The following is a 23,926-nucleotide window of genomic DNA, read 5'->3' as shown; positions in this document are numbered from 1 at the left end:
GCACGCGAGCTACCCGACGAGCGCCCCGCCGATGCGCCAGTAGCCGAGAAACGCGATGCGATCCTTCGCGATGCCGAGCTCGCTGGTGAGATACCGGCGGATGCGGGTCGTCGCCCCTGACTCGCCGGCGAGCCAGACGAACCAGCGCGGGTCATCGCGGGCGGTGGCGCCGTGCTCCGCGCCCCAGCGACGAACGGCCCGCTCGACACCGGTGAGATCATTCGGCCCCGTGCTCGTGCCGCGCTCGGCGACGACGAGGCGCACGGTGGCGATTGCGGTGTCGCTTGCGATTGCGGTACCGGTGTCGGCACGCCCGGAGGCCGCTCCAGCGCCGGTCACCGCGAAGTCGCCCGAGACCAGATCATCGGCGGGGTCGTCGATGTCGAGCAGCAGGTCGACCTCGGCGCCCGGCGGCAGCGACGCGACGATGTTGCGGGCGGCCGGGAAGGCGGTTTCGTCGGCGACGATGAGAAAGCGATCGTGCGTTTCGGGCTGCCAGTGGATGCCGTAGCCCGTCCAGCCGTTGCGCGCATCGGGGCCGGTGATGACGAGGTGATCCCCGGGCCGAGCGGCGAGCGCCCACGCCGAAGCTGGGCCGGCGGGCTCGTGGATGAATACGTCGACGTCGAGCTCGCGCACCTCGGGGCGGATCGCCGCAGGGGTGTACGTTCGCAATACATTGCGCTCGCCCTCGGGCAGGAGGCGCCAGCGCTGATACCAGTCGGACGGGTGGGGCGTGGGCTGCTCGAGCAGGCCGAACTCGGCGAGCCGAAAGTCGCGCGGTGCGTCTCCGGGCATGGGGAGCACCAGCTTGATGCGCTGGTCGAGACCCCACGGAGCGAAGTGCTGCAGCGCGTCACCGAAGAACGTGACGCGTAAAAACTTCGGGCTGAGGCGCCGGATCGCCCGCACGGTCACGGGGAACGCGCTGTAGGCCCACGGGCGCTTGGCGAGCGACGGCTGCGGGGTGCTCACGCGTGCGCTCCGAGGTTCGGTTCCGCTCCTGTGCCCGGGCATGCGCCCCGGCCGCTGCGCACCGCGCTGCCGCGCAGGGGCACGACGAGTGGCCCGCCCGTCACTGGATCTTCGATCACCATGTTCGGCAGTCCGTACACCTCGTGCACGCGCTCGCTCGTAATGACCTCGGCGGGGGAACCCTCGGCCACGATCGCGCCGTCACGCATCGCGATGATGTGGCTCGCGTACCTGGCCGCGTGGTTCAGGTCGTGCAGCACGGCGACAACGGTGCGCCCGTCGGCATTGAGTTCGGCGAACAGCTCCATGAGCTCGACCTGGTGGGCGACGTCAAGGAAAGTCGTCGGTTCGTCGAGCAGCAGCAGGTCAGTCTGCTGCGCGAGCACCATCGCCACCCAGACACGCTGCCGCTGCCCGCCCGAGAGTGCGTCGACCGGGCGCGGTGCGAGATCAAGTGTGCCGGTGGCCTCGAGCGCCTCGTGCACGGCGCGCTCGTCGGCATCGGACCACTGCCGAATGAACTTCTGATGCGGAAACCGGCCGCGCGCCACGAGATCGGCCACGGTGATGCCGTCGGGAGCCGACGCGCTCTGCGGCAGCAGTCCGAGGCGCCGCGCAACTTCTTTCGCGGGGTACTCCGAGATCGCCCGCCCGTCGAGCACCACGCGGCCGCTGCTCGGAGCGAGCAGGCGCGAAAGACCGCGCAGCAGTGTGGATTTGCCGCAGGCGTTCGGGCCGAGGATCACGGTGAACGATCCTGGGGGGATCGCGACGCTGAGGTCGGCGACGATCGGGGTGCGGTCGTAACCGAGCGTGATGGCGTCGGCGGTGAGGCGCGAGGAAGCGGGGAGGGGCTGAGTGAAATCAGGCACGGCGGCGAATCTCCAGAATGATCATGAGGACGAGGTAGGCGCCGCCGACCGACACGGTGACGACGCCGACGGGCAGCGCGACCGGCAGCACGTGCTGTGCGACGATGTCGGAGCCGAGGAGCAGCAGGGCGCCGATGAGCGCCGACGCGGTGAGCGACAGGTATGGGGTGCCGGTGAGGCGACGGGCGATCTGGGGCGCCGCGAGGGCGACGAACGCGACAGGGCCAGCGACCGTGGTCGCCGCCGCGACGAGGGCGACACCGATGACGAGTGCGGCGGTGCGCACCGTATTCGGGCGCACCCCCGACGCCGCCGCCATGTCGTCGCCGAGATCGAGTTGCCGCAGTCGGGGCGTGAGCAGCGCAGCGGCGGCCACGAAGGGCACCGCGGCGAGCACTGCGCCCGCGAGGGGCGGGGCGGTGACACCGTTGAGCGATCCGGCGCCCCATGACGACGCGAACATCGCGGTCTCGAGTTCGATCTGCAGCAGCATCCACGTATTGATCGAGGCGAGGATCGCCGAGACGCCGATGCCCACCACGATTAGGCGGAAGCCCTGCACCCCGCCCCGAAGCGAGAGCGTCCAGATGATCGCTGCGGTGGCGATGCCGCCGACGAGTGCACCGACGGTGAGCGCGGGCCAGCCGCTCGACACGAACACGAGCGCGAGCAGCATGCCGGTGAACGCGCCGTTCGAGAGGCCGAGAATATCGGGGCTCGCGAGCGGATTGCGCGTGACGGTCTGGAAGAGCGCGCCAGCGATCGCGAGCAGCGCGCCCATCGTGATCGCGGCAAGGGCGCGAGGCAACCGCCACTCGAGCACGACGGTGCGCTCGAGCGGGCTGCCGCCGCCGAACAGCGTGCGCAGGACGTCGGCGGGAGCGACCGCGAACGTGCCGAGGCCGAGTGCGAGCACGAGCAGTACCGCGATGACTCCCGCCGCGAGCGCGCCGACGACGAGACTGCGTGTGCGCACCGTCGCCACGAGTGGCCCGGCCTGCAGCACGATGCGGCGGTAACCGATATCGACCAAACGGTCGTGCCCCGCCCCGCTCACAGTGCGCTCGCGTTTCTGCGGCGCGCGAGTGCGATCAGCACGGGTGCACCGATCACGGCGGTCACGATGCCGACGGGCACCTCCGCCGGAGCAATGATGATGCGTCCGAGCACGTCGGCGAAGAGCACGAGCACCGGTGCCAGCAGGGCTGAGAGCGGCACGATGATGCGCTGGTCGACGCCGAAGGTCCAGCGCACGATGTGCGGCACCATGAGCCCGACGAACGCGATGGGACCGGCGAGCGCCGTGGCGGCACCGGCGAGCAGCGTGACGGCTGCGATGACGCCGATGCGAATCGCCGTGACATTCGCGCCCTGCGACTTCGCGACGTCGTCGCCGAGCGCGAGCGCGTTGAGCCCCGGGGTGAGCAGCAGAGCGAGCAGGAGCCCGACGACGATGAATGGCGCAATCGGGCCTGAGACGTCGAAGCCGCGACCGAGCAGCGATCCCGCATTCCAGCTGCGCATCTGGTCGAACGCGTCGGGGTTGCTGAGGGTCATGCCCGTGGTGATTCCCGAGAACACTGCGCCGAGCGCGACCCCGGCGAGCGTGAGGCGAATCGGATCGGCCGCGCCCCGTCCCGAGGAACCGATGAGGTAGACCGCCACCGTGACCACGAGTGCGCCGAGAAACGCCAACCACACAAACGAAGCAGCCCCCTGCAGTCCGAGGAACGCGACGCCGATCGCCACAGCGAGCGCGGCACCGGCGTTGACTCCGAGGATGCCCGGGTCGGCGAGTGGGTTGCGGGTGAACGCCTGGATCAGCGCGCCAGCGACGCCGAGCGCAGCCCCAGCGAGGATGCCCGCGGCCGTGCGCGGAATGCGGAGCGTGAACACGATGTAGTCGGTCTCGGTCGTGCCGTCACCGCGCAAGGTCGCGAGCACGGTGCCCGGCGAGAGCGCGTTCGCACCGACGGCCAGCGAGAGCGCCACCGCCAGCGCGAGGGCGGCGAGCAGCGCGATCGCGCCCCACGCCGCCCGCGAGGAATACCGGGAGGTCGTCGGTCGTCGGTCGGGAGCTGGTCGGTGGTGGATCGTGCCGGTGCGGTCGCCCTCCGAACTGCGGCGGATCACTGCGCCGCAGCGAGGAACTTCTCGATGTCGTCGAGCACGACCTGCGCGCCCTTCGGTCCGACACCCGAGACCCAGGTGCTGGTGTCGACGAGTGTGACCGACGGGAAGGCGTCGGCGTTCTCCGTGATTGCCGACGGAATGGTGGAGCGGTCGTCGATATCTGCGGTCGTCACGAAGACCTCATCGGCCGCGGCGTCGACGATGTTCTCGGGGGAGAGGTCGGCCTGCAGGCCGTCTTGCCACTCGCGATCGGGGATCGTGTAGCCCACGCACTCGATGAGGCTGCCGGCGAACGAGACCGGGCCGTAGAAGCTCAGCGTGGTCTCGTCTCGCGGGCGCACGATCTGCGCGGTGGCGCCGTCGACGTCGTACTCGTCGCTGATCGCCGCGCAGCGGTTGTCGACGTCATCGATGAGTGCGGTCACCTCGGACTGCTGGCCGAGCGCCTCGCCGATGAGCGCGGCGTTGTCGCGCCAGGGATCTGCCTGGGTGCCGATGAAGACGGTGGGGGCGATGCTCTCGAGCTGGTCGTACAGGCTTGAATGCCGTGATTCGGTGCCGAGAATGAGGTCGGGCTGCAGCGCGGCGATGGCCTCGAGGTCGGGCTCGGGCACGGTGCCGACCGGCTCGACGCCGTCGACGCCCAGGTACTCAGGAATGCCGGCCACATTGCTGGCGACTGCAGCGCCGACGGGAGTGATGCCAAGTGCGACGGCGGTATCGAGCTCGAGCGGTTCGAGGGTGACGACGCGTTGCGGGGCGTCGGGCACCTCGGTGGTGCCGCGAGCGTGCGTGATCGCGTGTGTTCCGGCGGCGGTGTCGGATGCGTCCCCCGCACCCGATGCATCGGCGTTTCCGGAAGCGGCGCAACCGGAGACGAGCAGAACGGCGGCAGCGGCTGCGGCGGTGACGGCGGCAGCGCGGCGCGTACGAATCGAGGGCATGAAGAGGCCTTTCGGTCGAGACGTGCGCCGTTCCCCCGGCGCACCGATCCGACCCTAACAAAGATCAGATGAAGGCGCGAAGTGAAGTGTGCGCGATTCGTCAGACGACATTTTCGTGAACACGGTGCAGAACGGAACGGCGTCCCACTAGTGTTAGATCGTTCTGCATGTAACTCTCCGAGTCCGAGGCGCCTGCCTGGGGACGGCCTTGGAGCACTGGAGGGGTGTCACAAGGGTGGGTAGCACAGGCGTGCGCGGAAAGCGCATACTCGCAGGTTCGGCAGTGGTCGCGTTGGTCGGAGGGGCGCTCATCGCGAGTGCCGCGGCCGGCAACAGTGCACCGCAGACGCAGGTCGTCTCGTTCGCGTACTCGGCGACTGCGCAGTCGTGGGTCGTACCTGCCGGGGTGACGTCGATCGACGTCGAGATCCGCGGCGGCGAGGGCGGCAATGGCGGCAAAGATGCCACGCCCGCTCCCGATATCGGTACGTTCCGCGGACTGGTGACCGGCACCGTTGACGTCGTGCCGGGCTCGACACTGACCGTTGTTCCCGGCCAGGGCGGCGCGACCGGCGCCAGCACCACGAACGCGTCGACGGCTGCCGCGGTCGGCGGCAACAATCCCCTCGACGGATACAACGGTGGTCGTGGCGGCAACGCCGGATCGCGTGGTTCATCGGGTCAGGGTGGTGCAGGTGGGGCTGCCAGTGTGCTGCGTATCGGCGACATCGACATCGTCGCCGGTGGTGGTGGTGGCAACGGCGGCTCGGGCCAGTACGCGCCGACGCGCGGGCGTGCTGCTGACAGCGTCTTCGTCGCGCGCACGGTCGACCCGACCTCCACCGACGGGCAGGGAGGGCAGAACGCCGCAGACGCGTGCGCGGCGTCGACCTGCAACAACGACGACGGTGGCGGCGGCGGCGCGGGCGGCGGCGGCGCGATCGGCGGCAAGCACGGAGCGATCGAGTTCGGTGCCGGCACCTCGAACGAGTGGTTCGGGTACGGCGGCTCGCTCGGACAGAACTCCACGGCGTCGCAGCCGGGACTCACGGAGTCCGTCGAGTACGTCGCATCGAACTCGGCGAACGGCTCGATCAAGATCTCGTACACGACCGGCACTGCGAGTGCGCCGACGGCGCCGCAGGCCGTCGCCGGCTCGGGCAGCGCCGCGCTCAGCTGGACGGCTCCGACCAGCGTGGGTCAGGGGCCGCTCGAAGGCTACGCCGTGCGCGTCACCCCCGTTGGCGGCACTGCATGGACCGAGCCGATCCTCACCGGGTCGACCGACACCGTCGTCACCGTGCCCGGCCTGATGAACGGCACGGCCTACCGGTTCGAGGTCGCAGCGGTGACCCCGGCCGGCATCGGCACGTACTCGACGCTCTCGAATACGGTCACGCCGCTCGCGGTTCCGTCGGCGCCGCGCATCGAGCAGCTCGAAGCGCGGGATGGCGGGCTCGCTGTCACGTTCGCGGCTCCCGAGTCGGGTGCTGCGGCGACCGGCTACCAGTACCGCGTCGACGGCGGTTCGTGGGTACAGCTCGACGCCACGGCACGCCCCGCGGTGATCTCAGGGTTGACCAACGGCGTCTCAGCGCTCATCGAGATCCGCGCGACGAGCGCTGTCGGCATTGGCGAGACGAGTGACCCGGCCACGGCGACGCCGCGTGCGGTACCGGGTGCGCCCTCGGTAACGAGTGCCGCAGTCGAAGGCGGCTCCGCGGCGATCGCGTTCACCGAAGGGTTCGACGGAGGCACGGCGATCACCGACTACCAGGTGCGCGTCGACGGCGGCAGCTGGGCATCGACGGGATCGACGACCAGCCCGGTCGCGGTGGCGGGCATTGCGGCAGGATCGCACGCCTCGATTGAGCTTCGCGCGGTCAATGCGGCGGGCCCCGGTGCGGCCTCCTCGCCCATCATCGTCAGCGCGCCCGGTGTGCCGGCAGCGCTGGTCGATGCCGCCGCCGAACGCCGTGACGGCTCGATCGTCGTGTCGTGGCAACTCGGATCCTCGGGTGGTGCACCCATCACCTCGGTCGAGTACTCGCTCGACGAGGGAGCGCGCTGGGAGTCGTTCTCGCCGAGCGCGCCGCAGAGTATCAGCGGTCTTGAAAATGGCACCGAGCAGCGCATTCTGCTGCGCGCGGTCAACGCGATCGGGGCGAGCGAAGCAGTCGAGGTGACGGCCGCTCCGGCCGGAGTGCCTGGCGCCCCCGCCATCACCCGGGTGCGTGACACCGGTACCGGTGAGCTTGAACTCGCCTTCGCGGCGCCCGCCTCGAACGGCGGCGCACCGATCACCGCATACGACTACACCACCGATGGTGGGCTCACCTGGCGCGCACTCGGCGCGACCGAGTCACCCGCCGCACTGACCGAGTCGAGCTCGGGGGCAACGCTCGACGCCGACGTCGAATACACCTTCGTCATCCGTGCGGTGAACGAGGTTGGTTCTGGCCCCGCTTCGGCCGGTGCCACGCGCAACGGGCCGGTTCCCGTCGCGCTTCCGGGGGCTCCGGTGATCGATCAGGTCGTGTCGCAACCCGGAGCGGTGCAGGTCGACTTCACGCCCGCCGATCGCGGCAGCGTGCCCGTCGACTACTACGAGTACTCGCTCGACTCGGGGGCGACCTGGCAGCGCACGCCGAGCCTGACCCCCAGCTTCGTCATCACCGAACTCGCGGATGGTGTCGCCGTGGATGTGCGGGTGCGCGCGGTGAATTCGCAGGGCGAGGGCGCGCCGTCCGCTGCAGTGTCGGCGACGCCGGCATCCGCGCCGAGCGCCCCCGATCTCACCCGCGTGGCGCGGGCGAACGGGTCGCTCTCGGTCGACTTCTCGCTCGCAAATGACGGGGGATCGACCGTGACCGCGATCGAGGCCAGCGTCGACGGCGGCGCAACATGGCACGGGGTGGAGGTCGTGGCCGGATCATTCACGATCAGCGGGCTCGAGAACGGCACGGCCTACACGGTGCAAGCGCGCGCCGTGAACGCGGCGGGCACCAGCAGTGCGTCGAATGTGCTCACTGCAGCGCCGGCATCGGCACCGCCCGCACCGGCCGCGACGCTCGTTCCAGGTGATGGCACCGTCGGCGTCCACGCGGAGTTCTCGGGCGACGGCGGTGCGCCACTCACCGCCATTGAGTACTCGATCGACGGCGGGCAGACCTGGATCGATACGCGTAGTCTGTCAGGCGATGCACTGATCACCGGCCTGCCGAACGGCACTCCCGTGACCGTCGCGGTGCGCGCTTTCAACGCGATCGGCGCGGGCGATGCCGCCACGCGCACGTCGACGCCGCGCACGGTGCCCGGGGCGCCCCGCAACGTGTCGGTGGTTGGCGGATCCGCAACGGCCACCGTGCGCTGGGAGGCCCCGGAGTTCGATGGCGGAAGCCCGATCACCGACTACACGGTCACGATCACCTCGGCCGATGGCAGCGCCGCGCAGTACCGCGGTATTGCGAACACGGGGCCGTTCACCGTCACCGCGCTCACCAATGGCGAGACCTACACGGTCTCCGTGACCGCGACGAATGCGGCGGGCGCCGGCCCGGCGTCGTCACCGCGCCCCGCCGTCACGCCGCTCGCCCGTGCCGCCGCACCGACCATCGCCCTCGCGGCGCGCGGTGACGGTCTCCTGCGTCTGACATTGACCGCGGCGAGCGGCAACGGTCAGACGATCACCGGATACGAGTACACCGTTGACGGTGGCACCACGTGGCAGGCGTCGCCCGGTATCGGTACGTCGAAGACGATCTCAGGGCTCACCAACGGCACCGCCACCTCGGTGCAGATGCGCGCCCTGACCATCGCCGGCGCCGGCGCAGCGTCGAACACGGTGACTGCGACCCCGTACGGATACCCGAAGGTGCCCACCGGCATCTCCGTCGCTCCCGGAACGAACAGCGCCGTCGTGAGCTGGCAACCTGCCGACTTGAACGGCAACGCGATTTCGAACTACTTCGCAACGGCCTTCAACGCTGCCTCGGGCGGAGCGACCGTGCAGACCTGCTCCGCCACGAACACGAACTGCACGATCTCGGGTCTGACGAACGGCACCACGTACTACGTCTCGCTGCAGACCGAGGCGACGCAGACCGGAGTGACCGACAAGCTCTACTCCGAGCGCTCGAACCCGCGCGTCGCCGTCACGCCCGCGGCCGCGGGCACGGCGCCGACCTTCGGCGCGGTGACGCGTACGGCGAACGGGTTCCAGGTGCCGATCACGAACTTCGCTTCGATCGCGCAGTACGCGGTGACCGCGAGCGGCGACGTGTCGGGTACGGTCGACGCGAGCGGTCTGCTCACTGTCACCGGCGTTGCCTCCGGCACTCCCGCCTCGGTCGAAGTGCGGGTCACTCGATCAGGGGCGCTCGATGCGACGGCGACGGTGCAGGGCACCGCACTCGACGCGGGTATCGCCCCAGTCTTCGGGGAAGTCGTGCGTCTCGCAGACGGCTTCGAAGCCGCGATCACCAACCTCGACGCGGGAGCGACGTACACGGTGACGTGGCCGGGTTCCGATGCATCGATCAACGCGCGCATCGACAACGGGAAGTTGCGCGTCACCGGATTGCAGCCGGGCGTCTCTCTCGAGGTGACTCTGGGCGTGGCGAAGTCGGGAGCCACTCCGGCTTCGAGCCGGTTGACCGGCACCGCCCTCGACGCGGGGATCGCGCCCACGTTCGGTGATCCCGAGCGCACCGTCGACGGGTTCAGCGCCGTGATCAGCGACTTCGACGCCGCCGCCCGCTACGACCTCGAACTGGTCGGGCTGCCGAGCAGCGCCGCAGCCATGCTCGACGGCGACACCATCGTGGTCACCGGACTCGCACCTGACGCCTCGGCGACCGTGCCCGTCACCGTGCACCGAGACGGTGCGGTTGCCGCCCGCGCAGATCTCTCGGGCCGGTCGCTGGCGACGGGAGTCGCTCCGACGTTCGGCTCCGTCACGCGAACAGATGACGGTTTCTCCGTCGACATCGAGAACTTCGACGCCGACGCCGTGTACATCGTGCTGCCGACCGTGCTCAGCCCGCAGGCGGAAGTGATTCTGAACGGAGCGACGCTCACCGTGAGCGGGCTCGACGCTGGCGCGCAGGGCAGTGCCGTCGTCACCGTGTCGCGCGCCGGTTCGACCGATGCTCTTGCGACGGCGACCGGCTCGGCGCTCGAGGCGGCGCCCGAGGTACGTTTCGGGCCTGAGACGCGCACCGTGGACGGGTACGTGGTCACGCTCGAAGATCTCGACCCCCGGGTTCACTACGTCGTCTCGTTCACTGATGCGCCAGAAGGTGCTCGGGTCGTATTCGACGCCGAGACCGGCACGGTGACGGTGACCGGGCTTCCGGCGGGCGCAACCGCGACGGTGCTGATCGAAGCGAACCAGGCCGATCACGCGGTCGGAAGCGAGACGTTCACGGCGTCGGCGCTGTCGACCGGCAGTGCGCCGCAGTTCGGTGAAGTCGTGCGCACTATCGATGGCTTTACCGTCGAGGTGACCAACTTCGTCGACGCCGGCAGCTATGCCTTCGACACGACGGCGCTCGACGCCGCGGTTCGGGTGGTGCGGAACGGGTCGGTCATCACCGTCACCGGTCTGCAGCCTGGGGAACGCCTCACAGTGCCCGTCAGCGTGCAGCTCGCAGGTTCGACGGAGGCGACGGCGTCGGTGACCGGCGTCGCGCTGCTCGCGGGGATCTCGCCCGAGTTCGGTGCCGCAGTGCGCACGCCGGACGGCTACACGGTCGAAATCACAAACTTCGACGCGGCGGCCAGCTACGCCGTCGATGACGCGCAGCTGCCCGATGGGGTGCACGCAGCACTCGACGGTTCGCAGCTGTCGGTCACGGGCCTCGCCGCGGGCGAAGGCGCGGAGATCGCCGTCACCGTCGAGCTCTCGGGCTCCGCGCCGGCCACGGCGTCGGTGACGGGGGCCGCGCTGCTCGCAGGCATCGCCCCCGAGTTCGGCACTGCGGTGCGAACGCCCGACGGCTACACGGCGCAGATCAGCAACTTCGACGCCGACGCCCAGTACTGGGTTGACGCAGTCGAGGGTGTCGAAGGACTGTCGGCGCGACTGGACGGTTCGCTGCTCATCGTCAGTGGCCTACAGGCGGGCGCAACGGCAGACGTTGCCGTTGCGGTCATGCGCGATGATTCGACCAGTGCGAGCAGCACCGCCCAGGGGCGTGCTCAGGAGCGCGGTTATGCGCCGATTCTGACGACGACGCAGTCGCTCGTCGACGGGTTCGAGTTCCGCATCGAGAACTATGACGAATCGCTCGAGTACACCGTCGCGCCCGCGGGCATCGAGCTCGGTCGTGCGGCGCGCGTCGCGGCAAACGGTGCGAACACGCCGACGGCGGCAGCCGAAGCCCCACCCGCCACTGCTGCCGCCACGGTGCCGCAGCTCGATCGCTCGGGTGCGCTCGTCAGAGTCTCCGGGCTCGAGCCAAGCGAATCCGCGACGATCGTCGTCTCGTCATTCAACGCCGACATCGCGGTGGCGACCGCCGAGGTCACCGGTTCGGCGCTGCCGGCCGAAGCCGGTGCTGGTGCGAGTGCTGAAGCTGATGCCGATGCCGACACTGAAGGCGGTGCCGGGGCAGGAACCGACGGGTCGAACGATGCGACGGGCAGCGGCACGGCTGCGGGTTCGGGCTCGGATGGCGGCGCGGGTGCGTCGGGTTCGGGCGCAGGCGGCTCGACCGGAGCATCGGGATCCGCCGGCGGAGCGGGCACGGGTGGCCTCACCGCAACCGGCGGATCGGGCGTGATGGGTGGTGTCGCGCTCGGCGCGCTGCTGCTCGCAGCCGGTGCCGTGCTCGTCGTTCGACGGCGGCGCGCGCACTGATCGCTGAATCGCACGCGGCCCGCGGATCCTGAACAGATGCGCGGGCCGCGTGCGTTGTGGGCGTCAGCTGAGCGTGCCGGTCTCGGTTCTCGTGTCGGCGACTGCTGCGGTCTCAGTGTTCGCGGGGCCGACGACCACTGCGCTGTCGACCGGCACCCCGTCGCGCACGTGATGCCGCCCTCGAGGCAACATCAGCGGCCGCCCCGACACGGGGTCGGAAACGATCGTGCTCGGCATGCCGAACACCGACGCGACGAGTGCCTCGGTGAGGACCTCGTCGGGCGAGCCGGCTGCGTGCACGGTGCCGTCGGCGATCGCGACGAGGTGGTCGGCGTACCGTGCGGCGAGGTTGAGATCGTGCAGCACCATGACGATGGTTGTGCCGCGCGATCGGTTCAGATCGGTGAGCAGGTCGAGCACCTCGACCTGGTGCGAGACATCGAGAAACGTGGTCGGTTCGTCGAGCAGCAGCACGTCGGTGCGCTGCGCGAGCGCCATCGCGATCCACACGCGCTGCCGCTGCCCGCCCGAAAGCTCGTCGACGGCGCGGTCAGCGAGCGAAAGCGTGTCGGTGGCTTCGAGTGCTTCAGCGACGGCGGAGTCGTCGTCGTGACTCCACCGGGCGAAACGACTCTGATGCGGGTTGCGGCCTCGGCCGACGAGGTCGGAGACCGTGATGCCCTCGGGGGCGATCGGCGACTGCGGCAGCAGCCCGAGCGTGCGCGCGAGCTCCTTGGCGCGCATCCGGTGCACGGAGGCGCCGTCGAGCAGCACCTTCCCCTCGCGCGGAGCGAGCAGTCGCGACATCGCGCGCAGCAGTGTCGACTTGCCGCTCGCGTTGGCGCCGACGATCACAGTGATCTTGCCGGGCGGCACGGACAGGCTGAGGCCGGTGATGACCTCGCGGTCGCGGTAGCCCAGCGAGACGGCGTCGACGTCGAGAGTGTGGTCGATCGTCACAGCGATCCTCCTGCGCGGTTGGTGCGAATGATGAGATAGACGAGATACGGGGCGCCCAGCGCGCCGGTGATGACGCCCACGGGGTAGCGCGTGTCGAACGCGAACTGGCCCACGAAGTCGGCGACGAGCACGAGCAGCGCGCCGACGAGCCCTGCAGGAATCAGTGGTGATCCGTACGGCCCGATGATGCGCACGGCGATCGGCCCGGCAAGGAACGCGACGAACGCGATGGGCCCGGCCGCGGCGGTCGCGAACGCGATGAGCCCCACGGCCGCGACGATGAGCAGAATGCGGGTGCGTTCGCTGCGCACGCCGAGCGCCGATGCGGTGTCGTCGCCGAGCTGCAGCAGCGACAGGTTGCGGGCCTGGGCGTAGAGCAGCGGCGCGAGCACGACGAACGCGATGAACACGGGCGAGACTTCTTGCCAGCGCGCGCCGTTGAGGCTGCCCGACAGCCAACGCATGGCCTCCTGCAGCTCCCACTGCGGCGCTTTCTCGAGCACGTACGACGTCACCGAGTCGAGCATGGCGGCGATCCCGATGCCGATCAGGATGAGCCTGGTGCCCGCCACCCCGCGCCGAAACGCGAGCAGGTAAATGGTGAGCGCGACGATCAGGCCTACCGCGATGGCGAACGTCGACACCCGCGCACCCGTGAGCCCGAGGATGATGATGGCGAACGCGGCGGCCGCGCCGGCGCCCGAGGTGATGCCGATGATGTCGGGGCTCGCGAGCGGGTTGCGCAGCATCGTCTGGAACGTGACGCCGCCGAGCCCGAAGCAGAGCCCCGCGATGAGGGCGAGCACGGCGCGCGGCAGGCGCAGGCGCCCGACCGTGAATGATGCGCCCGGCACGTCGTGCCCGAGCAGCACGCCGAGCACGTCGGGCGTGGAGTAGACGGTGCGGCCGAGGTGCAGGCTCACGACGAAGACGGCGGCGATCAGGATCGCCAGGACGGCGATGACGAGGCCGCGACGGCGGCCCCGCGTGCGACGCTGCGTCGCGACCGCGGTGATGGCACTCGTGCTCATAGCTCTCGAATCCTTTGCCGGCGCACGATCCAGATGAAGACGGGGGCGCCGATGAGTGCGGTGATGATGCCGACGTCGATCTCGTCGGGTCGGGCGATGACGCGGCCGACGACGTCGGCGGCGGTGAGCAGCGCGGCGCCGACGACGGCGGAGAACGGCACGAGCCAGCGGTAGTCGACGCCGACGAGCAGGCGGCAGGCGTGCGGCACGACGAGCCCGACGAAGCCGATGGGGCCTGCGACGGCCGTGGCAGCGCCGCAGAGCAGCACGGCGCCGAGTGCGCCGACGCCGCGGATCACGGCGACGCGTTCCCCGAGGCCGGAGGCGAGCTCATCGCCCAGTGCGAGCGCGTTGAACGAGCGGGCCGAGAGGATGCAGATGAGCGCGCCGACCGCGAGGAAGGGGAGAACTTGCATAATCGGCTCGAAACTCGCACCGCCGACACCGCCGATCTGCCAAGATCGCACGCCGCCCGCGATGTCGCCGCGGGGCAGCACGACCGCGCTGATGAACGAGGCGGCCGTGGCGGAGGTCGCAGCCCCGGCGAGCGCCAGCTTCAGGGGAGTGGCGCCGCCGCGGCCGAGCGATCCGACGATGTACACGAAGGTCGCCGCCACTGCCGCGCCGAGAATCGCGACCCAGATGAACGCGGTGAACTGGTACATCGCGAACCAGGCCATGCCGATCACGACGGCGAGGGAGGCCCCCATGTTGACGCCGAGCAGCCCCGGGTCCGCGAGCGGGTTGCGCGTCACGCCCTGCATGGCAGCGCCGGCGAGACCGAGTGCGGCGCCGACCAGGATCGCAAGCGCGGTGCGCGCGATGCGCTTCGAAACCGCGGCGGCGCCGAGCCCGTCGACCGAACCGGTGAACGCTGCGCGAATGTCATCGAGGCTCACCGAACGTGAGCCGACGACCACTGAGAGCACGGCAAGGCCGGCCAGCACCGCGATCGCCGCGACGAGCCAGAGCACGCGAACCCGGTTCGGCCGCCGCACGATGGCGACGGCCGAACCGGGGCCCTGCGGGCCGCGTGTGAGAACGCTCAATTACTCGGCAGACTTCGCGGTCTTGCCCGCGAGCGCATCGTCGAGCTGCGTGACGTAGTCGTCGAGTACCCACGAGATCGAGAGCGGGGTCGGGTTCGCCGCGGTGCCCATCGGTCCGGATCCGTCGAGGAAGACAATCGCACCGTTCTTGACCGCGGGCATCTGCGAGAGCAGCGGGTCGGCCTCGAGGGTATCGACCAGTTCCTGGTCGCCGTAGGTCACGATGAGGTCGACGTCGTCGAAGCGATCGACCTGCTCGGCGCTGATGCTGCCCGAGAACTCGCCCGACTTCGATGCTTCGACGACGGCCGCGGGCTCGGTGAGCCCGAGATCGGTGAAGAACGCCGCTCGGGTGTCGTTGGAGGTGTAGAAGTTGACCGTGCTGAGATCGGTCGTGTCGACGTGCGTCACGAACATCGTCGAGGCGCCGGCCAGGTCGGGATGCTTCGCGACCGTCTCGTCGATCTCGTTCTCGAGCGAGGTGATGAGTTCATCCCCGGCTTCTTCGAGACCCATGCCGAGCGCGTTGTAGCGGATGACGTCCTTCCATGACGTCGACCAGGGTGCCTCGGGGTAAGCGACGACGGGTGCGATCTCGCTGAGGGTGTCGTAGTCCTCCTGCGTCAGGCCGGAGTAGGCGGCGAGAATGACGTCGGGGTTCGTGTCGGCGACAGCCTCGAAGTCGATGCCGTCGGTTTCGTCGAAGAGTACCGGGGTGTCGGCGCCGAGCTCCTCCAGGCGATCCTCGACCCAGGGCAGCACGCCGTTGCCGTCGTCATCGCCCCAGTCGGCGCTGGCCATGCCCACGGGCACGACGCCGAGCGCGAGCGGAACTTCCTGATTGGCCCAGTTGACGGTCGCGACGCGCTCCGGAGCCTCGTCGAGGGTGATCGTGCCGAGCGCGTGCTCGATGGTGAGTGGGAATTCGTTCGTCGGCGTGGGGGCCTCGATGACGGAACCTGACGCCGCATCGGTGGCCGATGAGCCGGATGCGCACGAGGTGAGCGCGAGCAGCGCCGCGCCGGCGAGGGCGGCAGCAGTGAGAAGTCGACGGGGTGAAGCAGACATGGGTGGGGAACCCGCTTTCGATGGGGGACATGACGATGCCCTCCGGCCCGGCGCGCTGCCCGCGCACTTCGCGGTGCACGGCGCCCGGAGTCGGGCGCATTCGTGCGTAACGGGCGAATGCCGGGGCGATCCGAGCTGCTGAGGGAAGGCTTGACTTCATCATATGAACTCGCGGGCGGGTGGCGCAATCGCGAGAAAGTGACGCAGGATCGCGCAAAATGGACACGGGGGTCGGAGTCTGTGTTTATGTCGAGACGACGCAGCTGCGGGGCGCCAGCCCGATCGCGCGCCGCCGTCAGTCGCCGACGAACCCGCGCGCCTGACTGGGCGTGATGCCCGTGGTGCGACGAAATGCCGCCCCGAACGCGCTGACCGAGGCGTAGCCCGCGCGATCCGCCACCTCATCGACCGGGAGGCCGTCGCTCAGCAGCAGCATCGCCCACTGCGCCCGCACCGAAGCCAGCCAGGCGGTGTAGCCGTGACCGGTTTCGGCGAGGAACGCGCGGGCGATCGTGCGCTCGCTGACCCCGAGGTCAGCTGCCCACGTACCGAGTGCCGGCGCCTCGCCCGGAGCGTCGAGCACCGCGCGCGCGATCGGAGCGAGCAGCGCGCTCGTCGGAATGTGCACGGTCAGACTCGCGCGCGCCGGGGCGAGCACATCGCGCACCATCGCCTCGGTGAGCCGGCGCGACTCGGGGCTCAGGGGCGAACCCGCGGTCGTGCTGTCGGCCAGCCGCTCGAGCAGCAGGCGCAGCAGGGGCGTCAGCGCGATCGCCTCGGGGTGCGCGGCATACGCAGCGAACGCGCCGATGTCGAAGTGCGCGGTGCGGTATACGGTGCCGCTCGGCGCGTGCCCCGTATGCAGGGTGCCGGCCGGAATCCACAGCCCGACCTGCTGCCCGATGGTCCAACTGCCGCCGTCGACGGTCGCCACCGACATGCCGCGGTCGTTCCAGAGGATCTCGTGCGTCGGATGCGAGTGCGGCTCCCAGTAAGTGTCTGCCGTCAGCGCCTCGGTCATGCCGTAGTGCTCGAACGGGATGCTCAGCTCGCCCGCGGCGAAACTCGGCAGCTCGCGGCGCTCGATCGCGGCCGCCGTGCGCGGTGAGCGCGAGCCGGTCGGGCGAGGGGAGCGGGTGGTCACGCAGCGACGTTACCAAACGCGGCGGTGCTGGGGTGGTGCGGGCGTGAGCGGGTACGGTGAACCCATGCCGCACTCGACGCCGCACTCGCACGACCCGCACCCCTACTTCGACGGGGCGGGGCATCCGCGCGTGATCGCCCACCGGGGGTTCGTGTCTGCCGAGCTCGCAGCGCAGGGCATCGCCGAGAACACCCGCGCCACATTCGCCGCCGCGCTCGCCGCCGGGGCCGACCTGCTCGAAACCGACTGCCACCTCACCCGCGACGGTGTCGTCGTGCTCGCCCACGACGCCGACCTCAGTCGTGTCGCGGGCGATCCACGCCTGATCACCGAGGTCGATGTTGCCGAGCTCGCGGACATCTTCGCCGACCGCGGTGGCCTGCTCACGCTCGAGCAGGCGCTCGCCGAGTTCCCCGACGCGCACTGGAACATCGACGTCAAGGCGGCCGCCGTCGCGGTGCCGCTCGGGCGCATCGTCGCCCCGCACGCCGAACGCGTGCTGGTCACCAGCTTCTCTGAGACGTTTCGTCGTGCGGCGATCGAGGCGGCCGGTTTGGAGCGGCCCGCGACGCTGCCAGCCAGCCTGCCCGCCACGTCGCCGGGTCGGGGTGCGCTCATCCGGGTGCTGCTCGCGGTGGCGCTCGGTTCGCGACGGCTCGCCGCGCGTGCGCTCGCGGGCTTCGATGCGCTGCAGATTCCCGAGCAGCAGGGGCCGATTCGCGTGCTGAGCCCGCGGCTCATCGCGGCAGCGCACGCGAACGGAGTCGAGGTGCATGTCTGGACGATCAACGATGCCGCGACGATGCGCCGGCTGGCGACACTCGGGGTCGACGGCGTGGTGTCGGATCGCACGGACGTCGCCGTCGCGGCACTGCGGGGCGGGGAGCGCTGACCGGAACCGCCTCAGCGAGCGGCGTTCTGCGCTGCGGGTGCCGCCGCACGCACCTCGCGTTCGAGCCGCGCGAGTTCGCGATCGCGTCGCCGCGCGAGCGACGCCGACACGTATCGGAAGATCGTGCCGCCGAGCGACACGATGATGGAGCCGATGAGGATCGGCGTCAGCAGGTACCACCAGCCCTCCTGCGCCAGCATGATGGCGATCGGGGTGCCGCCGGCCGGCGGGTGGGTGACGCGCAGCGCAGCCATGACGGCGAGGGCGACACCGACCGCGAGTGCGAGGCTCCACCAGGCGGTCGGGAGCGTGAAGCGGGCGATGAGCCCGACCGCGGCCGACAGCACGTGCCCGCCGATCACGTTGACCGGCTTCGACAACGGCGAGTCGGGCAGCGTGAACACCAGCACGCACGAAGAGCCGAAGGCGGCGGCGAGCAGTGGCAGGTTGGTGGCCGAGCCGAGCAGGCTGAGCACCGCGATGACTGCGGCACCGGTGCCCGCGGCGCAGAGGAGTCGCGCGGTCGAAAGCCGTGCCTGCGGACGGATGAAGAACGAGGAGAACATGGCGGACTTTCCGCCGGGAATCAGCCGCGCGTTGCCGCATCGATGGCGGCCGCGATGGGAGGCATCGGGTCGTCGGCCATACGAACGAGGGCGAGGGGGCTGAGCACATCCGGCTCAATGAGGGGGAGCACGCGCAACTCGGCGGTGGTGCGGTGCAGTGAAGATTCGGGAACGACCGTGACCCACGGCCCGGTCGCGACGAGTGCGAGGAGCGCTTCGACCGAGTCGGTCTCGACGCGCGGCCGTACGTCGAGACCCCAGTCACGCATGCGCTGATCGAAGATCTGGCGGGCGCGCATGTGGGGTTCGAGCAGGCAGAGCGCGGCCGACTCGAGCATCTGCCCGTCGACCTCCGTGACGTCGTCGGGGAAGGTGCCGGGGCGGCTGACGACGACCGCACGAACCGGCGCGAGCGGGAGCACGTGCAGGTCGGGGCCGTCGGCGGCGGAGGGGTGGATCACCCCGGCGTCGAGCTCGTACGCGCGGAGCCGCGAGACGATCTCCTCAGACGTGAGGCCCGTCGAGATCGAGGCCGTGACCAGGGGGTGCGCAGACTCGAGTTCGGAGACGATGTGTGCGGCAGCGTCGATCCCGGACGGAATGACCCCGAACCGTGCGCGCGTCGACAGTCGATCACGGGCGGCTGCCAGTTCGTCGGAGAGCCCGCGATGGTCGGTGACCATGCGCCGCGCCCAGATGAGCACCAGTTCGCCCTCGGCCGTGAGCCCCTGAAAACTGCGACCGCGACGCACGAGTGGCACCCCGAGCTCGGTTTCCAGCTTGCGCACCGACTCCGAGAGCGTCGACGGAGAGATGAACTCAGCGGCGGCCGCGCGGCCGAAGTGCTGCTCCCGTGCGAGTGCGACGAAGTACTCGAGCTGGGAGAGGAGCATCGTTGGCCTTTCGAGCGTGCGCGAGGGGGTCGGGGTGGCGACGCCCTGCGACCTCGCCACCCTGCTCACCCTACTTCTTCGCGTACGAGTGGGCACCGGTGCCGGCGTAGGCGCCGCCCTGCACGATGATGTACTCGGGGCGCTGCTCGCGGCCCTCGAAGTATGCCTCGAGGATCTCGCGGGTGCCCGCCGCGTACTTCGCCTGCGAGGGCAGCGAGGTGCCCGACGTGTGCGTCGTCATGGCGTTGTTGGGCATCGTGCGCCACGGGTGATCGGCCGGGGCGGGCTGCGGGGCCCATACGTCGCCGGCGTACCCCGCGAGCTGGCCGCTCTCGAGCGCGCGCACGATCGCGTCGCGGTCGGCGATGGCGCCACGGGCCGGGTTCACGATGTATGAACCGCGGCGGAATGTGCTGAGCAGCTCGTCGTTCAGCAGACCGTTCGTCTCGTCGGTGAGCGGCGCGTGCACGGTGAGTACGTCGATGTTCTTGACGAGCCCCTCGATGTTCTCGTGGAACGTGAGGCCGTACTGCTCCTCGACCTCGGCGGGGAGGCGGTAGCGATCGGTGTAGCTGAGCTTGACACCGAAGGGCGCGAGGCGCTCGATCACGGCGCGGCCGATGCGGCCCGCGGCGAAGATGCCCACATCGAGACCCTCGAGGTCGTACGAGCGCTGCACGGCGTCGGCGATGTTCCAGCCGCCATCGCGCACGATGTCGTGCTGGCGCACGAAGTCGCGCACCAGTGCGAGCACCTGAAGCACGGTGTGCTCGGCGACCGCGATGCTGTTCGAGTAGGTGACCTCGGCTACGGTGATGTCGCGTTCGATCGCCGTCTTCAGGTCGACGTGATCGCTGCCGATGCCGGCGGTGATCGCGATCTTCAGGTTCTTCGCCTTCGCGATGCGCTCGGGCGTGAGGTATGCGGGCCAGAACGGCTGCGAGATGATGACTTCGGCGTCGACCAGCTCCCGCTCGAACTCCGAGTCTTCGCCGTCCTTGTCGCTCGTGACGACCAGCTCGTGGCCGTTCGACTCGAGGTACTCGCGAAGGCCGAGCTCACCCGACACCGAACCGAGCAGCTCGCCCGGCGTGAAACCGATGCCCTGCGGCGAAGGGAGGGTCTGCCCGTTCGGATACGCCGTCAGCGTCGGAATCGTGTCGCGCGCGTAGGTCTTCGGCAGGCCGCCGACGGGATCCGGGTAGAGAACGAGCAGAACCTTGGCCATGAATATCTCCTTGCGTGAGGTGCGTCGCGATCGTTGCGCCGCAGTTCTTTCACGCTATGACCGACGGAGGCGGGGCGTCCATCAGGCAGCTCCGCATGCCTATTCGGTGAGAGCGATGGATGCGGTGTTGGCCGCGGAGATGTGCGCGTCCTCCTCAGCTTCGGCTGCGGCGCGCTTGCGTGCGACCTCGGCACGGACGAGCGCGCGATCGCGGTGGCGGGCCGCAGCCGAGAACGCGAGTCGGTAGAGCGAGCCGCCGAGCGCGATGATCACCGCACCGCCGAGAATGAGCGGCACGAGCGAGAACCAGTGCTCGTTCGCCAGCATGATCGCGATCGGGGCGCCGCCCGCCGGCGGATGGGTCATGCGCAGGGCAGCCATCGCCGCGAGCGCGACTCCGACCGCGAGGCCCAGGCTCCACGGTGCGACGGGCAGCAGCAGGCTCCCGGCAATGCCGACGACTGCCCCGATGACGTGCCCACCGATCACGTTCACCGGCTGCGAGAGCGGCGAGTCGGGCAGCGTGAACACCAATACGCACGACGAGCCGAATGCCGCGACGAGCAGCGGATGCCCCACCGTGCCGCCGTAGACGCTGATCAGGGTGACGACTGCGGTGCCCGTGAGCGACCCGCACAGGATGCGCAGCCACGACGTGCGAGCTTGGGAGCGCGTGATGAGTGATCTGAGCATGAGCACCCCACACTGTACCGTTCGCTCGCCCCGTGCGTGACATCATCGTGGGGTGATTGACCCGCGACAGACCCCGCTCGAAGCGCAGCAAGCCCCGCCCGATCTCGACTTCGTGCTCGCCTGCGTGCACGACGATGCGGTGGCCGGGCGCTTCGCCGACTGGGGCCGATCGACGGTCATCGATGAGCACACCGGCGTGGCCTCGTTCGACCGAGAACTCTTCGAGGTGCTGCACGCTGCAGCGGGAATTTCGGCGGAGTTCCCGATCGGCAACGCCGGCGTCATGCACGTCTACGGGTACTGGTTCTCGGAGGTGCCGACTCCGTTCGGGTTCAAGCGCGACCGCTGGCTGCACGGCGAGGTGGCGCGGGCATTCGGGCTCGCGCCTGATGCGTTCCATCTCACGCGCGGAGCCGCCGACGGCTCGACCCCGCTGCAGCGCCTGTCGCGGGTCGCGCTGCCGGCGCTGCGCTCGCCCGCTCCGGGGACGCCGGAGGGGAACGCCCTGATCGGTGACGGCGCGAGCCGCGTCGTGTTCGCTCAGGTCGCTGGTGACGTCGAGGAGCCTGGCGGAGCCTCGGGCGGGGCTGGCTTTACGGATGCGGCCGGGGTCATCAGTGGCGGATCGCCGGCGCTCATCTACGGCATCGCGCCGACTGCGGGCGCGCCCCTGCAACTCATCACGGCGTTTCCGTTCGGGGGCGAGGTCGAGGCGCTGATCGCCGAATTCGAGGGCGAACCCACCGCGCGTTGGAATGCCGCCATCGACTCGTAACGGTCTGTTCATGTGCTGATGGCCATTTCGTCCATATCGCTCCGTAACTTTGGATGCATCGTCCAAACACTCAAGGAGCGCACATGGCACCGAGCATCGTATTCGACTTCGACGGCACCCTCGCCGTCGGCCACGGCCCGGTGCGCGCGTATGCGCACTGCGTCGCCGCGGCCGCCGCAGCCGGGTACCTCGATCGGGTCGAAGCCGAGCTCGCTCGCTACGACGCGGGTGACAGCGCCTTCCGTGACGGGTACGACATCGTCGGATCGCTCGCAGTCGCTGACGGCGTCACCGCAGAGGCAGCGCAGCGCGCGTACGCCGAGAGCCGGGAACTGCTCGGTACCGCGAGCGCACCCGTCGACGCCGTTGACGGACTCGATGACATGCTCGAAACACTGGGGCGTTCGGCGCGTCTGATTCTCGCGACGAATGCTCCCGAGCCGGGCATCGACCGCGTGCTCGCGTCGTGGGGCGTGCAGCACCGTTTCGACGAGCGCCACTTCACCGTCGGCAAGCCTGCCGGGCTCGCGCCGCTCGTCGAGCGACTCCTCGCTCACGGCCCGGTGCTCGCGATCGGTGACATCGCCGAATACGACCTCGTTCCGGCGATCACCCTCGGCGCGGATACCGCGCTGGTGGGCGCGACCGCGGCGACCTCCACTGTTCCGGTGACGATGCGCGGAGCCTCGCTCGCGCAGCTGCGCACCGAGATCGAAACCTGGGCCGCGCTCGCGGCTTCCAGCACCTCCGCGCCGCTCGGCGCGGGATCCGGCATCGAAAGGTAACCCCACCCATGCGTTCATCCGTTCTCGCAATCGGCGCCCTCACCGTCGCCGCGCTCGGTCTCGCGGGCTGCAGTGCCAGCGACTCCTCGGCGTCGGCCACCGACGAAGCGCAGGCCTGGCCCGACTCCATCACGGTGTCGCTCGTTCCCTCGGTCGAGGGCGAAGACCTCGCCGAGGCGCTCGACCCGCTGACGACGTACCTCTCCGACGGTCTCGGCATCGAGGTCGAAGGCGTTGTCGCGAGCGACTACGCCGCGACGGTCGAGGCGCTCGGCGCCGACCAGGCACAGGTCGTCATCACCGACGCCGGCTCGCTCTACCAGGCCATGAACCAGTATGACGCTCAACTCGTGCTGCGCGACGTGCGCTTCGGGGCGACCTCGTACTCCTCGGTCGCGTACACCAACAACCCCGACAAGTACTGCGAGACCGCCCCGGTCAAGGCGACGTACGCCGCGAGCGACATCGAGCTCTCGTACTGCAACGGCATCGAAGAAGCCGGGAAGAATGCGACCGGCCAGGGCGAAGCCGGCATCGACGCGCTGAAGAAGATCTCGAAGGGCACGAAGGTCGCACTGCAGGCTGCGACGTCTCCCGCCGGCTACCAGTACCCGGTCGTCGCCATGCGCGACGCGGGCATCGACACCGACGCCGACATCTCCCAGGTGCCGGTCGAGGGCAACAACAACGCCGTGCTCGCAGTGGCGAACGGTGACGCCGAGGTCAGCTTCGGCTACTGGGACGCGCGCACCACGGTCACCGCCGAGGCTCCCGACGTCGCCGACAAGGTGACCGCGTTCGCGTACACCGAGATGATCCCGAACGGTGGCGTCGCGGTCTCGAACACCCTCCCGGCTGACCTCGTCGAGCAGCTGACGAAGCTGATGGACGACTACGCCGACTCCTCGGACGAGGCGAAGACCGTGATGTTCGACCTCGTCGGTCTCTCGGACTGGACCAGCGAGACGGCTGACGACGAGATCTCGCGCTACGGCGAGATCCTCACGCAGTTCGCGAAGTGACGTCGCGGCAGCGCGGCACACCACCACACGCAGG

General features: G+C 69.8%; 19 protein-coding genes. 5 read left to right on the top strand and 14 right to left on the bottom strand.

Translation table 11 applies throughout. The features are described from left to right. Positions 1-9 precede the first annotated feature (9 nt). From AMS67_RS04890 to AMS67_RS04870, 5 genes are read right to left on the bottom strand one after another with little or no spacing between them, the layout of a single operon-like run. Entirely contained in the window at positions 10-975 is a 966-nt protein-coding gene (locus AMS67_RS04890) for a siderophore-interacting protein (protein ID WP_053386366.1), read from the bottom strand. After that, positions 972-1,847 carry an ABC transporter ATP-binding protein gene (locus AMS67_RS04885; RefSeq protein ID WP_053386365.1) on the bottom strand — a complete coding sequence of 292 codons (876 nt, stop codon included), beginning with the start codon at positions 1,845-1,847 and terminating at the stop codon, positions 972-974. The genes AMS67_RS04890 and AMS67_RS04885 overlap by 4 nt, the downstream gene beginning before the upstream one ends. After that, complete coding sequence (locus AMS67_RS04880; protein WP_241487993.1) at positions 1,840-2,904, bottom strand: FecCD family ABC transporter permease; 1,065 nt, start codon at positions 2,902-2,904, stop codon at positions 1,840-1,842. The genes AMS67_RS04885 and AMS67_RS04880 overlap by 8 nt, the downstream gene beginning before the upstream one ends. Further along, positions 2,901-3,977, bottom strand: a complete 1,077-nt coding sequence (locus AMS67_RS04875; RefSeq protein ID WP_370726586.1) for a FecCD family ABC transporter permease — start codon at positions 3,975-3,977, stop codon at positions 2,901-2,903. The genes AMS67_RS04880 and AMS67_RS04875 overlap by 4 nt, the downstream gene beginning before the upstream one ends. Then, positions 3,977-4,924, bottom strand: a complete 948-nt coding sequence (locus AMS67_RS04870) for an ABC transporter substrate-binding protein (protein WP_053386364.1) — start codon at positions 4,922-4,924, stop codon at positions 3,977-3,979. The genes AMS67_RS04875 and AMS67_RS04870 overlap by 1 nt, the downstream gene beginning before the upstream one ends. A 283-nt stretch (positions 4,925-5,207) precedes the next feature. Between AMS67_RS04870 and AMS67_RS04865 the strand changes: the two genes are divergently transcribed. Next, positions 5,208-11,786 (top strand): beta strand repeat-containing protein, encoded by a 6,579-nt coding sequence (locus AMS67_RS04865; protein ID WP_053386363.1) that lies wholly within the window; start codon positions 5,208-5,210, stop codon positions 11,784-11,786. Positions 11,787-11,849: 63 nt separating this feature from the next. Here AMS67_RS04865 and AMS67_RS04860 read toward each other — a convergent pair whose 3' ends face one another. From AMS67_RS04860 to AMS67_RS04840, 5 genes are all read right to left on the bottom strand, one after another. Continuing rightward, positions 11,850-12,746, bottom strand: coding sequence for an ABC transporter ATP-binding protein (locus tag AMS67_RS04860; RefSeq protein WP_082305301.1), 897 nt, complete (start codon positions 12,744-12,746; stop codon positions 11,850-11,852). Continuing rightward, a complete protein-coding gene (locus tag AMS67_RS04855) occupies positions 12,743-13,777 on the bottom strand; it encodes a FecCD family ABC transporter permease (RefSeq protein ID WP_053386362.1) in 1,035 nt (344 codons plus the stop codon). The genes AMS67_RS04860 and AMS67_RS04855 overlap by 4 nt, the downstream gene beginning before the upstream one ends. Next, positions 13,774-14,826, bottom strand: a complete 1,053-nt coding sequence (locus AMS67_RS04850; protein ID WP_241487991.1) for a FecCD family ABC transporter permease — start codon at positions 14,824-14,826, stop codon at positions 13,774-13,776. The genes AMS67_RS04855 and AMS67_RS04850 overlap by 4 nt, the downstream gene beginning before the upstream one ends. Next, a complete protein-coding gene (locus tag AMS67_RS04845; RefSeq protein WP_053386361.1) occupies positions 14,827-15,894 on the bottom strand; it encodes an iron-siderophore ABC transporter substrate-binding protein in 1,068 nt (355 codons plus the stop codon). A gap of 295 nt (positions 15,895-16,189) precedes the next feature. Beyond that, entirely contained in the window at positions 16,190-17,038 is an 849-nt protein-coding gene (locus AMS67_RS04840) for a helix-turn-helix transcriptional regulator (RefSeq protein ID WP_053386360.1), read from the bottom strand. 64 nt (positions 17,039-17,102) lie between these two features. On the opposite strand from AMS67_RS04840, the gene AMS67_RS04835 reads away from it, so the two are divergent. Then, a complete protein-coding gene (locus AMS67_RS04835; protein ID WP_053386359.1) occupies positions 17,103-17,930 on the top strand; it encodes a glycerophosphodiester phosphodiesterase family protein in 828 nt (275 codons plus the stop codon). Between the two features lie 11 nt (positions 17,931-17,941). Here the strand turns inward: AMS67_RS04835 and AMS67_RS04830 are convergent, their stop codons facing one another. The 4 genes from AMS67_RS04830 to AMS67_RS04815 form a co-directional block, all read right to left on the bottom strand. Beyond that, positions 17,942-18,496 carry an HPP family protein gene (locus tag AMS67_RS04830; RefSeq protein ID WP_075201233.1) on the bottom strand — a complete coding sequence of 185 codons (555 nt, stop codon included), beginning with the start codon at positions 18,494-18,496 and terminating at the stop codon, positions 17,942-17,944. A 20-nt stretch (positions 18,497-18,516) separates the two neighbouring features. After that, positions 18,517-19,449, bottom strand: coding sequence for a LysR family transcriptional regulator (locus AMS67_RS04825; protein ID WP_206541741.1), 933 nt, complete (start codon positions 19,447-19,449; stop codon positions 18,517-18,519). Positions 19,450-19,459: 10 nt separating this feature from the next. Then, a complete protein-coding gene (locus tag AMS67_RS04820) occupies positions 19,460-20,617 on the bottom strand; it encodes an NAD-dependent formate dehydrogenase (RefSeq protein ID WP_053386357.1) in 1,158 nt (385 codons plus the stop codon). Positions 20,618-20,716: 99 nt separating this feature from the next. Then, complete coding sequence (locus AMS67_RS04815) at positions 20,717-21,310, bottom strand: HPP family protein (protein WP_156316545.1); 594 nt, start codon at positions 21,308-21,310, stop codon at positions 20,717-20,719. A gap of 52 nt (positions 21,311-21,362) precedes the next feature. Between AMS67_RS04815 and AMS67_RS04810 the strand changes: the two genes are divergently transcribed. The 3 genes from AMS67_RS04810 to phnD all read left to right on the top strand — a co-directional run bounded on the left by AMS67_RS04810 (position 21,363) and on the right by phnD (position 23,892). Continuing rightward, positions 21,363-22,085: a hypothetical protein gene (locus AMS67_RS04810; protein ID WP_053386355.1), complete on the top strand. Its 723-nt coding sequence runs from the start codon at positions 21,363-21,365 to the stop codon at positions 22,083-22,085. 83 nt (positions 22,086-22,168) lie between these two features. Beyond that, positions 22,169-22,870 carry an HAD family hydrolase gene (locus AMS67_RS04805; protein WP_156316544.1) on the top strand — a complete coding sequence of 234 codons (702 nt, stop codon included), beginning with the start codon at positions 22,169-22,171 and terminating at the stop codon, positions 22,868-22,870. Positions 22,871-22,878: 8 nt separating this feature from the next. Continuing rightward, on the top strand, positions 22,879-23,892 hold the full coding sequence (gene phnD / locus AMS67_RS04800; RefSeq protein ID WP_053386353.1) for a phosphate/phosphite/phosphonate ABC transporter substrate-binding protein: 1,014 nt from the start codon (positions 22,879-22,881) through the stop codon (positions 23,890-23,892). The last annotated feature ends 34 nt before the right edge of the window (positions 23,893-23,926 follow it).

The sequence above is a fragment of the Leucobacter japonicus genome (assembly GCF_001273855.1).
In the GTDB taxonomy this organism is placed as follows: Bacteria; Actinomycetota; Actinomycetes; order Actinomycetales; family Microbacteriaceae; genus Leucobacter; species Leucobacter japonicus.
The sequence above is the reverse complement of the archived record's forward strand: the minus strand, read 5'-3'. Positions and strand labels throughout refer to the sequence as shown.